General features: G+C 55.1%; 12 protein-coding genes. 9 read left to right on the forward strand and 3 right to left on the reverse strand.

Annotation, left to right across the window (positions count from 1 at the left end; genetic code table 11):
* Positions 1-824 precede the first annotated feature (824 nt).
* Complete coding sequence (locus A3GO_RS0117935) at positions 825-1169, forward strand: NifB/NifX family molybdenum-iron cluster-binding protein (RefSeq protein ID WP_029134576.1); 345 nt, start codon at positions 825-827, stop codon at positions 1167-1169.
* Positions 1170-1680: 511 nt separating this feature from the next.
* Positions 1681-3141: an acyl-CoA dehydrogenase family protein gene (locus A3GO_RS24445; RefSeq protein WP_245621778.1), complete on the forward strand. Its 1461-nt coding sequence runs from the start codon at positions 1681-1683 to the stop codon at positions 3139-3141.
* Positions 3142-3208: 67 nt separating this feature from the next.
* Here the strand turns inward: A3GO_RS24445 and sohB are convergent, their stop codons facing one another.
* The 3 genes from sohB to A3GO_RS0117955 form a co-directional block, all read right to left on the reverse strand.
* Positions 3209-4243 (reverse strand): protease SohB, encoded by a 1035-nt coding sequence (gene sohB / locus A3GO_RS0117945; protein ID WP_029134577.1) that lies wholly within the window; start codon positions 4241-4243, stop codon positions 3209-3211.
* A gap of 441 nt (positions 4244-4684) precedes the next feature.
* Positions 4685-6028, reverse strand: coding sequence for an ATP-binding protein (locus A3GO_RS0117950; protein ID WP_029134578.1), 1344 nt, complete (start codon positions 6026-6028; stop codon positions 4685-4687).
* On the reverse strand, positions 6025-6738 hold the full coding sequence (locus A3GO_RS0117955) for a response regulator (RefSeq protein ID WP_029134579.1): 714 nt from the start codon (positions 6736-6738) through the stop codon (positions 6025-6027). Before A3GO_RS0117955 ends, A3GO_RS0117950 begins: the two co-directional genes overlap by 4 nt.
* A gap of 184 nt (positions 6739-6922) precedes the next feature.
* Between A3GO_RS0117955 and A3GO_RS0117960 the strand changes: the two genes are divergently transcribed.
* The 7 genes from A3GO_RS0117960 (at position 6923) to A3GO_RS0117995 (ending at position 12046) form a co-directional block, all read left to right on the forward strand.
* Positions 6923-7624, forward strand: a complete 702-nt coding sequence (locus A3GO_RS0117960; protein WP_157606866.1) for a hypothetical protein — start codon at positions 6923-6925, stop codon at positions 7622-7624.
* Positions 7625-7674: 50 nt separating this feature from the next.
* A complete protein-coding gene (locus A3GO_RS0117965) occupies positions 7675-8757 on the forward strand; it encodes a tetratricopeptide repeat protein (protein ID WP_169720425.1) in 1083 nt (360 codons plus the stop codon).
* 302 nt (positions 8758-9059) lie between these two features.
* Positions 9060-9383, forward strand: coding sequence for a hypothetical protein (locus A3GO_RS0117975; protein WP_157606867.1), 324 nt, complete (start codon positions 9060-9062; stop codon positions 9381-9383).
* A gap of 242 nt (positions 9384-9625) precedes the next feature.
* The gene (locus tag A3GO_RS24450) at positions 9626-10045 is read left to right on the forward strand and encodes a hypothetical protein (protein WP_051302595.1); all 420 of its coding nucleotides are present in this window, start codon (positions 9626-9628) and stop codon (positions 10043-10045) included.
* A 5-nt stretch (positions 10046-10050) separates the two neighbouring features.
* A complete protein-coding gene (locus A3GO_RS24455; protein ID WP_245621779.1) occupies positions 10051-10512 on the forward strand; it encodes a hypothetical protein in 462 nt (153 codons plus the stop codon).
* A gap of 245 nt (positions 10513-10757) precedes the next feature.
* A complete protein-coding gene (locus tag A3GO_RS0117990; RefSeq protein ID WP_029134583.1) occupies positions 10758-11174 on the forward strand; it encodes a hypothetical protein in 417 nt (138 codons plus the stop codon).
* Positions 11171-12046, forward strand: a complete 876-nt coding sequence (locus A3GO_RS0117995; RefSeq protein WP_335340061.1) for an LOG family protein — start codon at positions 11171-11173, stop codon at positions 12044-12046. Before A3GO_RS0117990 ends, A3GO_RS0117995 begins: the two co-directional genes overlap by 4 nt.
* The last annotated feature ends 23 nt before the right edge of the window (positions 12047-12069 follow it).

Raw genomic sequence — 12069 nt, forward strand, 5'->3', positions numbered from 1 at the left:
CGGCGCCCCGCAGGGGTGAGTCGCGCAGCGACGAATCCATCCCGAGCGGTCCCCAACCCAGGCAAACCGGCCCCGTTTATCGGGGCCTTTTGTTTCATCAGGGGCGTGAGGTTTTGGTGAGAACCCTTCGGTTCGACCAGCCAGCGCCTCGAAGGGGTGAGTCACGCAGCAACGAGTCCATCCGAGCGGCCTTGCTGGTCGTGGTTTTTGCAGTTTCAGTCGCTCTAAATACCTGACTGTTACGATTAACCGTTACAATCAGTGAGGGTCTGATCATGGGGTCAACGCCAGCTATGTAAACCCAATCCCGTCATTTCAAACGTGGTTCGATCTATTACTCCCATGCCTGATCCACAAACCCCTGCGCGCGGGTGATAGAACCGGAACAAGTCCCTGACCCAGCCGGAACACAAATGAAAGCGCTTCACCGCTCGCTTAATCCCTTTATATCCAAGCAATCCATTGAGAAGAACTCGAACTGTTTTCAAACGGCCAGGGTGCGAGAAACTTTTCTGAAACTCAGCCTGCTCCAGTTACCCAATTTCTATGAGACAGCACGCGACCAGAATAGGGTGGGTGTGATTCGGGTATGGAAGAAATCGATCTGTGAGGAGCTATACGCCGAAGGTGAGATCACGGTTATCCGACCGAAGGCCAGGCGGGAATGGAGCTTCCTTCGGGATAAGCCGCCTGGAATACAGGGTCATTGATGGTTCGCAATGTGTCGGCTAATTGGATCTGATTAAAATCACAATTAATGAGTATTCCGTTGGTATATCTAACGGAAAGCGCAACCATAAAATGAAGGCTAACGGGAGAGAACGATGAAAATCGGTGTGACAAGTCAAAATTTCAAGACCATTACCGGTCATGCCGGCAAGACGAGGCGCTTCCTTATTTATTCGCAGGATGAACGGGGCAATATCATAGAGATCGAACGGCTCGACTTGCCCAAAGCGATGTCGATGCATGAGTTTCGCGGCGACAGGCATCCGATTGATGAGTTCGACGTACTGGTCACCGCCGGTTGTGGTGATGGCTTTAGCCGGCGTATGGCCAGTCGGGGCGTCAAAGTAGTGACCACCAGCGAGGTGGATCCAAAAGTAGCGGTTTCCCTGCTTCTTGCGGGTGTATCGTTGCCACCGGCACAACCGCACGAGCATGGTTGAGGTCTGTAGCAATAGAGTTGTTTCAATTGAGCTTTCCCCGAAAGCGATCTGGCTTGGGCATCAGACCAGTATCCACCGCCTGGTTCAAATAACACGGTGGAAAGAGCGATATCCATGCTCGATCAGATCGTGATTAAACTTTCGCGCTATCACTTTCTGTTCGTTCCCCAAATACCGTATGGCCGTTCGGCCTGAGAGTGTGATGAGTTGGACAATTGTGCTGACAGACATCGTCTCGAAGGTTGGACTGACGGTCGTCCTGGGAAGCGGCAAACCCCTCAAGTCACCGGGAAACAGCGTGTTTATGCAGCCTATACTTGGATACAGCCTTGAAGTTGTCCTCCACGTCCGCCTGACTGACCGGTCATGCCTACACCAGAATCATCAGGTTATGACGCAGGGCCAGTGCCCACGGCAGGGTGGAAGAGTTGAAGATCAGGTCGACACTGTTTGTAGACTGAATTAAGAGGACATTGTTGGGTTTCCCGAACTTGGATGAGGAGGGAAGACGATGAACCTGGAGCAACTAACGTCGCCCGTGGCGTTTCTGATGGCCCGGCTGGGTGAACTTCCCCGCGAGAAGTCATTGCGGAGTTATCAGGATTGGTGGGTGACTGAGGGCATGGCCATCTCCGAGTCCGTGGATCGCAACGGCACCCCCTGGCTGCGCCTGTTTGACCGTCAGGGCGGACGGGTGGACGAGGTTCTGTTCGCTCCCGACTACCGGCGAATGCTGGGGCGTGGCTACCGGGAGGGAGTGATCTGGCGAGGCTTCGGGGAGGGCGGGTCCCTGTGGCACGCCTATCTGCTGGGTTATGTGACCGCCTTCTTCGATGCCGGACTCTATTGCCCTTATACGGTCAGTCTTGCCACTGCCATGCCCCTGGCCAAATATGGCGATGAGGCGCTGCAACGGCGTTTCCTTGCCCCTCTGCTGCGCAAGGACGGGCAGAACTGGCAGGGAGCTACCTGGATGACGGAGATTGGAGGTGGCTCCGACCTGGGTGCCAATGTGGCGACCGTGGCGCGACCGGCTGGTGACCGTTGGCGGCTCACTGGTGACAAGTATTTCGCCAGTAACGTGGGGGCGGAAGTGGCGGTGGTGGCGGCCCGCCCCCAGAGTGCGCCAAAAGGGGTGCGCGGACTCGCGCTGTTCGTGCTGGGGCGTCATACGGAAGACGGTCGCCTGAATTATCGCATCCGTCGGCTCAAGGACAAGATCGCCACCCGTTCGGTGCCCACCGGTGAGGTGGAACTGCGCGACAGCGAGGCCTGGCTGCTGGGTCCGGCGGAGACCGGGGTCTACCTGATCCTGGAGGTGTTAAACGTCTCTCGGGTGGCCAACTGCATTGCCAGCGTTGCCCTGGCACAGCGGGCGATGGCCGAGGCGCTGGAGTTCGCCCGCGAGCGGGTGGCCTTTGACAGGCCGATCCTCGAACACCCCCTGCTGGCCCGGCAGTTTCGGGAGCGCGCAGATGCCCTCGTGGCAGCCTTCGCCATGGCCTGGGAGGTGGTCACGCTGTTGGATGATGTCTGGCGGCAGACTCCGCCCTATGCAGAGCGCTACCATCTGTTCCGGTTGCTGGCCCACCTGGGCAAGTACTGGACGGCCGAACTGGCAGTGGACACGGCCAAGTGGGCCATGGAAGTCCACGGCGGGTTGGGGGTACTAGCGGAGTATCCGGTGGAGCGCTGGCTGCGTGAGGCCATGATCCTGGCTATATGGGAGGGCACCAGCCACCGTCAGATGCTCGACGGACTGGAGGCCATGCTGCACAAGGGTGCCCACCGGTTGCTGCTGGCGCATCTGGCACCCCATGCCGACCCGGTCCGTGCGGCGGCGCTGGAGCGTTCCCTGGAGGCGTTGCTGGGACTGCCCCCCGCGGAGCGGGAGGCTGCGGTGGAGCCACTGTTTCGGGAGCTGGCCCAATTTACCGGGGAAGCCCTGGCGCAACGTGGATTTGAGGTATAGGGTGCCGGTCGCCCCTACCCGGCGGTAATTTCAAATAACTGGTGGGTAATCAGGTAGGGTTACAAAGTTACTTTATTTCGTGAATCCCAACCTCGCTCCTGTATCGCCCCATATGCCCCTTGTCCAATATCGATGCCAATGACGATAAACGATCGATGAAGGGCTTTTTTGGTTTGAAGCTGACCTGGTAAAGCTCTGCTGTTTTGCTGGCGTCAAGCAGATAATCATCACTGGTGCATAGTTCATCCACCAGCTTCAACTCCAGGGCGCGTGTCCCGTACCAGTGCTCCCCGGTCGCCACGGTAGCCATATCAAGATCCCGATGGGTCTTTACGAATGCCTTGAACAGCCGGTGGGTCTCATCGATTTCCTGCCGAAACCGGGCTCGGTCCTCGTCGGTGTTTTCACCAAAAAGTGTAACCGTTCTTTTAAACTCTCCGGCAGTGAACTGCTCAAAATCAATATCGTGCCGCTTCAGGAAACGGTTGAAATTTGGCAACTGCGCCAATACACCGATGGAACCAACCACCGCAAAGGGTGCGGCAATGATGTGATCGGCCACACAGGCCATTAGATACCCGCCACTTGCGGCGATTTTGTCTACCGCTATGGTCAGTCGGATTTGCTTGTCCTTGATCCGCATGAGCTGGGAGGCCGCCAGGCCGTAGGCGTGAACCAGGCCACCACCGCTCTCCAAACGCAGCACGACTTCGTCTGCCGGCCTTGCCACGGTCAGGATGACGGTGATCTCTTCGCGCAAGGAGGCCACTGCAGAAGCGCGGATGTCACCGTGAAAATTCAGTACGAATATTCTCTTTTTATCTTTTGACGGGTCATCGGGTGTCTGTTCCCGGGATCGCTTGATCTCCTGCTTTCGCGTTTTCAGGATCTGTTTAAACACCTTCTTTGGCAGCATCGCCGCCTTCAGGGTATGCGCCATGTCGTCATACTCCCGGTTCAGGTATTTGACTTCAAGACGCTGTTTGCCCAGAGGCCTGTCTCGACCGGCGAGCGCGATGATGCCCCCCGTAATGGCAAGAATGGCCAATACAACGGTGATCGATTTAGCCAGAAACAGGCTATAGTCGGTAACAAATTCCATTCATCACTCTCCCATGCGATGCCGTATTGAATACACAGTCCCTGGCGCCACTCGCGCATGCTTCGGATAATCACTTGGTTAAGTTCCAATGAAGGAGTCAAGCATTTATAAGGTAGCCGGTTTGCTAGCAGGTACAATCCACCGGTAACCACCGAACCGTAAGGTGGAGTCCGGATGAGCCCCTATGAACTAAGGATCAGCAGCACCTAAAGGCCGTCAGGTATTAAAGGGAGTCTAGTTTGCAGTGATTAAAAAGCCAGCCAGGTATTCGACACTGATCCCAAGCATTGCGGCTCTCCGGCATGATGCAGTAAGTAATCCAGCCGGCATGGCATGCACCCGTTTCGCAGTGACCGGACCATGTATTTCGATATGCTCTGTGTTTGCTCCAGGTCTCGCCAGTTTGAGTATCCAGCAGACATAGTGTGTCAGATTGCCGGATTAAGCCGGCGATTGAAAAGCGGGTATTTCGATACAAGCTTCGGTACCGCCACCTGGTCGCGCAACCAGGCTAAGACGCCAGCCGTGGAACTGCGCCAGTTGCCGGGCTATGGCGAGCCCCAATCCGCTGCCGCCGCTGCTGCTGCTACGGGAAGGGTCCAGACGGTAAAAGGGTCGGAATACAGTCTCACGCTCCGCTTCCGGAATGCCTGGCCCCCGATCCAGTACCTTGATCACGCACCCCTCCGGGGTTCGTCTGTATTCAACGGCAACCCCAAGGCCGTCGCTATAACGCACCGCGTTTTGCAGCAAATTGGCAAGGATTCTTGTCAGCACCAGCGGCTGCAGGGTGAGCAGACATGGATCACCCGGAGTCCAGTCGATATCCGTACCCATGCGCCGTGCATCGATGACGCAGCGGTCGATGATATCTCTTATATCAATGGGTTCCGGGCTGTCACCTGCCAGCTCCTGCCCCAACTGCAGGTACTGGCTGATCAGATGCTCCATCTCCTGGATATCCTGTGTGGCCTCTGCGACCAGCTGTGCATCCGCTTGGGGTCTCAGCATTTCTAGGGTCAGACCCAGGCGCGCCAGAGGCGTGCGCAGATCGTGTGCGATACCGGAGAGCATGGTCGTGCGATCTGCCAGCAGTTCCTGTACCTGCAGTGCCATGTGATTGAAGGTGCGGGCAAGCTGTAACAGCTCAACCGGACCCGCTTCCGGTAACGGTTTGGGTGTAACGCCGCGGCCGATCTCGTCCGCAGCTTTGGCAAAACGTGCCAGTGGACGTGTCAGGCGGCGCACCAGCAAAAGCGCTGTCAGCAACACCAGTGCTATGCCAAGGGTAAAGACGATCAGAGCCGCCAACGGTGGCTGTGGACCAAGCCGTGCAAGCGTAAATCCAAAACGTACTACCCGCTCATTGACGGGGATGTCTGTCCAAAACCAGCGGGTTCCATCGTCAGAAATAGTCTGCTTTATAGTGATGGATTGGTTGCTGCGCCGGGTGAGGCTGTCCTGCAGGAAGTGAATATAGGGAAGCAGCCGGGTTTCTTCACCGGGCAGCGGCGAGGTGGTTTGGTACATGAACAGGCCGTGATTGAGTTCCAGTTCCAGTTCAAAATCCGGACGTGTCTGCGGCGGCAACTCGGCCCAGGTTTGCGCTGATACCATCATCAGTGCTGCGAGATCCTCGGCAGAACGCTTGGCAACCGGTATAACAATCAAGTAGCCGATTGTGATCAAAGTCAGTAGCAGGAACAGTAACGTTGTAGCCGCCAGTGTCGCCGAAGTCTTTGCGTAGAGGGTTTTCGGCCACCAGCGTTGTAAAAGGTTCTTCATCCTTGCGCTTCACCTTTGGGAGCGAACAGGTACCCTTCTCCCCAGATGGTACGAATATAGCGTGGTGTGGCCTGGTCATCCTCAATCTTGCGTCGCAGCCGGGTGACACGTACATCGATCGAGCGATCAAAGGGTGAACGGTCATAACCCTTGATCAGGTCGATCAAGAGGTCGCGACTCAAGACCCGGTTGGGGTGTTCAGCAAAGACACGCAGCAAGGTGAATTCTGCAGTCGTCAGCGGTACTGGTTCCCCGTTTCGGGTGAGTTCATGCCCCGTGATGTCAAGGCGATAGGGACCAAAGGCATGCGTTATTTCTGGCGCCTTGCTGACAGCTGCCGTATGGCGGCGCAACAGGACGCGGATTCTGGCGAGCAGTTCACGGGGGTTGAACGGCTTGGCAAGATAGTCGTCGGCGCCGATTTCCAGGCCGATAATGCGATCGATGTCCTCGCCGCGCGCCGAGAGCATGATAATCGGCAGGTCACCCTCGGCACGCAGCCTGCGCGCCAGGCTCAGTCCATCCTCGCCCGGCAGCATCAGGTCCAGGATTACCGCGTCTGGTGTCTGTTTCGCGAGAAAATTGTCCATTGCCGGTCCATCCGGAACCGCCGTGACACGAAATCCCTGTTCTACCAGATAACGTGACAGCCGGTCGCGCAGCGCACGATCATCGTCCACGATCAGCAGGTGTTCGGATCTGTTTTCCATCTTCCAAGTTTATCGGGTTTCCATCACCCATGCCCATTCAATCAATCGTTGTGAAACACACTGTTACATATTCGCCGCCAGCGGAAATCTCTCTGAAACACCCGGCATCGAGTATTCCAGTACGAAAAGATGGCCGGAGCCTTCGTGTGACAGCTTCCGGAAATTAACCCACAGGATGATCAAGATGAATAGGACGTTTTTCATAACCAGTTTGCTCTATCTGGGCCTTGCCTTGCCGGCTCACTCGGCTGATGAAATTGACATGATCAGTGGCGAACACCGGTCGCCACCGGACTTCTCCGGCACCTGGCGACTGGACAAGGCCTCAAGTGATGATCCGGAGGCCAAGCTGCAGGAAGCCAGGGAGATGATGCGAGAGTCGAGAGGTATGCGTGGGGGTATGGGGGGCGGTTTCGGGCGCGGTAAAGGCGGTGACATGGAGGCCCGGCGTCAGGGCAGTGGCAGGGGCAGGGGCAGGGGCGCTTCCAGAGGTATGCCGGCGGCCTCGGCCAGCGAAGTCCGTGTCCTGATCAGTAGCGCCGAGATACTGGAATTGTCCCATGCAGACCCCATGCTGCTGATTTCCGTGGATGGCGGTCCGCAGCAACGACTCTTCACGGATTTTCGCGGAGCGGCGGTATCTGCGAGTAGTTCCGTACCACAGGCGGTGACCACGGCAGGCTGGGAGGGTGATGTACTGGTAATCGAAACCACACAGGATAGCAAACCCACCCTGTTGCAACGATACCACCTTAGAACGGATAGCGGACAGCTTGAGGTAATCACCAATCTCACGCTACCCGGTACATCGCTGAATGTATCGATCAAATGTTTCTATGACCGGGCAAATGCGCGGACGACAAGTGCCGCGGGCGTTGGGTCATGATCAGGATTTTAAGCGTCTTATAGGGATTAATCGGAGAGAGATATATGGGTATGCAAAGCAAAATCACCACAAGGGCAGTTTGCCTGATACTGTTCTTTTACCTGTTATTTGTCGGCGCCGGGTCGGTGGCAGCCAGTGTCATTATGGACAAACAGGCCGCACAGCTGGATTCAGGGGAGGCAGATGTTGCGGATGAAGCTATGGCGAAACACGCCTCGACGCCGTCTGTCGTTCTACTAGAGAGGGTACGAAAAAATGCCAGGCAGCAAGCCGCTGCGGCTGCATTTTCACTGGGAATCATGGCCATAGAGCAGAAGGACTTTACCACTGCAGAACTGCTGGTTCAGGAATCTCTGCAGTTGCAGCCATCAAACCCCGAGTACCTGTACGTTGCCGCCAGTCTGGCCTTTAACAGGGGAGCATTTGCGGAGGCGGAAGCGTATCAGTTACGGAGTCTGGAACTGACGAAGGCGGAGCTGGGGACTCAGGATATCCGCACTGCCTCGCTGATGGATGATCTAGGGACTATCTATCTTGCCCAGCAGCATTACGATCAAGCCGAACGTATATGGCGGGAGAGTCTGTCTATCCGTGAACAGATCCTGGGCAATACGCACCCGTCCATAGCTCCGCGTCTGAAGGATCTGGCAGGATTGGTCATGCATGATGGAAGATTTGACGAAACCGAGCAACTGCTGAAGCGGTTGATTCATATCCTGGAGGCGGATACAGGGCCAGACCGCATGGATATCGCCACTGCACAGCATATCCTGGCTGATTTCTATGTCAGCCGGCATCGGAAGAATGAGGCTGATGAACTTTACCGCAGGGTATTGGCGGACTGGAAAGCGGCCCCCACACAAAAGCGCCTGTTAATTGCCGCCAGGCTCTATGAGCTTGGTAATGAATACCTTTCGCAACTACGGCTGGAGGAAGCCAGACCGCAGTTCGAGTTGGTGCTTGGATTGCTGGAGAACGACTTCGGGGCAGACCACTTGTATGTCCGAGGCGCGAGGACGGCATTGATCAAGCTGAAATCCGAGCAGGAAGAGCACAGTGGAAACAATACGGTTGATCCAGTGGGGGACAGAGAATTGCATAGCCGGTTTTCACAACACAGGGAGGTCATGTGATCACCGCCGTTTCCCTGAAACACTTTGAAACATTTTGGGCGTTGGCGGAAATATCCCGGAAACAGATTCAATCGATCATGGCTTTCAAGATGGCTGCACGCCCGCGGGTGGGAGTGGCAGCGGATTCCAACTGATTAGGAGCAGTAAAAATGACAAACAAATCAACCCATCAGAAACAGAGATACGGCTTTATTTGTATGGGTTCCTCACGGGTGCTATCGCTTGTGGCGGCTGGATTGCTGACATCCTTTGCTGCGCAGGCAGCCGATTATAGTCAATATACAACTGAGGAGTTGGTTCAGATGCGTAACCAAAACCGTGATATGAGCGAGCCGGAGCGGGAGCAGTATCGCGAGGAGTTACGCACACGGACTCAGGATATGAGTAAAGAGGAACGGCAAAACCTTGGCCTTGGCGATAATCGAAATCTGGAGCCAGGCGCTGGTCAGCGCACGCGCTTTAACGAAGACAACGACCGTGGGCGGGGTGAGTTGGTGCGTGAACGTTCCCGCACGGAGTTTGGTTCATCCGGCTACGGTTATGGGTACGAGCAGCGTCAGTCCCAAGGCAGCTTCGGCGGGGGTATGGGAAGAGGTGGTCGCGGCGGCGGTGGGCGTGGCCGATGACAAGAGCGGTCTGCAGTTGCCAGTTCAAAAGTCATCGTTGACTGGCAACTATCCAGGGGTCTCGATAATCCAGGAATGTTGGATGTGCCAACCGCAGCGATGTGCATCGGTCTCTATCAAGGCGATTCGTTTCATCCGCTGGAAACCACGGTTTTCCATGTCTCTGCCGAGTGCTGAATAGTTATATCAATATATTTTGTAGATTCCAGAGAGGACAGAATCGGATAAATGGAATTGATGAGATGGCAATGACAACCAAATGTATCGGAACCAGGAATGCAGATAGGTCAAACGATCAATCAATAGCGGTTCTGTTAGGGCCGGAACAGCTTGATCAGATCACCATGTCTGAACTGTTATTTTCAACCAGCAGATTTTTGCCACCATACGCTGCGATTCCTGATCCATACAAATTTGGCAATACCAAATGGAACCGGCTTTTTTCAGATTGGTTCTACAGTGGGGTGGCCGATCTTCATCTGATCCCCAAGGGTGGAGTGGACGTCAACAAGGCACTCCGTGTAATCAAGGCGCACATGATTTCATTCGAGCCATCACACGGACATAAAGAGGCGGGCGTGGCGTATATGATGTCGCTGTTATTTGAGGATGCAACCTGGTCGTTGTATTCCGTTGATCCGATAGACCTTATTGGAGGATGAAATCCATGAAATGGTTTAACTGGCCACAGCCCTGGTGGCTTGGTCTGGTGTTCCTGTTTACGATCCTGTTCGGCTTGCTTACCCTCAAAGAGGGCGGGTCGGTGCTGTTTTTTGATGGCCCGGCGCGGCTTGCTGCAGGACACTATGTCCCCTTCGTGCTCTGGTTTAACTTTCTCGCCGGTTTTGGCTATGTGATCGCTGGTGTCGGGTTGTGGATGCGAAAGCGCTGGGCGGTATGGCTCACGATCGCGATCACTGCTGCCACTGCGCTTATTTTTGCCGCCTTTGAAGCCCATATTTATTCGGGTGGAGCCTATGAGTCCCGCACCCTGTTCGCCATGAGCCTGCGCACGCTGGTGTTGACCGCAGTGTCGTTCATCGCCTGGCGGCAGCTGTTGCCGCGAGAGGTGTGCTCCGACACTGATCGAAAAGGCGAAGCTATTGGTAATCAAGTCCACCGAGGGTAATTGCTTATAAGAACCTGCTGACGACACTGAATGAACTGGTGCAGGTAGTGGAGAACAGGTTACACAAGCAACAGGCAACGTGATTGTACCGGTGTTTGCAGTCGGGCGCGCTCATCATCTCCGCCAACGGAATCACACGTGTCGGTCGTATGCGCCATCATCTGCGCCACACTATCCGGAGACGCGAACACAGTGTGTTGTTGTGAGTAACACCACCTTAATATTAATAACACAAGGAGAAGATCATGCAGGGCAAGAAGAATATTGCGACCGGTTTTCTGTTTCTGGCCGGCTTCATGGTATACGGATTTGTGCTGATCTACCTGCGCGACTTCGCACCCGGCAAGGAGCAGTGGATTGCTGATTATGCCATTGGCAAGCATTTCGAATCACGTCTGGCACATGTCCACGGCAATCTGTTTGCCATTATCAATATCCTGGTGGGTTATCTGTTGCTGCGGCTACCGGTTGCGCCCGAATCGGCGAAATGGATCTCCTGGCTGACCCTGGCCGGCATGCTGATGCCGCTTGGTATCCTCTCCGAAGTGGCCTTTGGGCTGCCGCCACTGCTGGTGCTGGCGGGCGGTTTCGCCATGGTCCTGGCCATGCTCTGGTTCGGCGTTGCGGCGCTGAAACTGCGTACCGGTGATCTTCAGCTATGAAATCAGAGCGGGATCGTATTCCGGCTGTTGACATGTCCTCAGAGAGTGAACAGGCGGGATTGTTGCGGAAGATATTGCAGAGTTCTTCTTATCGTCTGGCGCAGGAAGATAAGGAATTACTCGCAAGTGAGGATTTACGACCGGTGCGTTTGCAATTGGAATTGCTCAAACCCGAACGCTATCTGCGTGAGCACAACGTCCGCTCCACGATCGTTGTCTTTGGCAGCGCGCGTCTGCTACCACCGGATCATGCAGAGGCGAGATTAGAGGTGTTGGAGAGGCGCGCAGATCCAGCTCTGAAAGCGGAGATCGCCCGTGCCAGAAAACAGCTCGAATACTCGCGTTACTATGTCGAGGCACGACATTTTGCCAAGATCGTTTCGCGCCGTTTTCAAAAGGAGGGACGCCGCGATTTTGTCGTGGTAACTGGTGGTGGGCCCGGCATTATGGAGGCGGCAAATCGAGGCGCCTATGACGCAGGTGAGCGCAGCATAGGCCTCAATGTCACTCTGCCACACGAGCAAGCACCCAATCCGTTTGTGACACCGGAACTCTGTTTTCAATTCCGCTATTTTGGTCTGCGAAAAATGCATTTTCTGCTACGTGCCCGCGGCCTGGTTGCCTTTCCTGGTGGTTTCGGAACCCTCGACGAACTGTTTGAGACGCTTACGCTCATGCAGACAAAAAAAGTGGCCACAATGCCAGTTGTACTGGTTGGCCAACAATTCTGGAGTCGAGTAATAGATTTTAATTTTTTGCTAGAAGAAGGGATGATTGACAAAGAAGATCTAAAATTATTTTCTATTGTTGACAGTGCTGATGAGGCCATTACGGTACTGTGTGATTTTTACCAAGGCACACCGCCTGAATAGGCGTTGTTCAGATAGTACTGCAA

The organism is Sedimenticola selenatireducens DSM 17993, from assembly GCF_000428045.1.
GTDB classification, from domain to species: domain Bacteria; phylum Pseudomonadota; class Gammaproteobacteria; order Chromatiales; family Chromatiaceae; genus Sedimenticola; species Sedimenticola selenatireducens.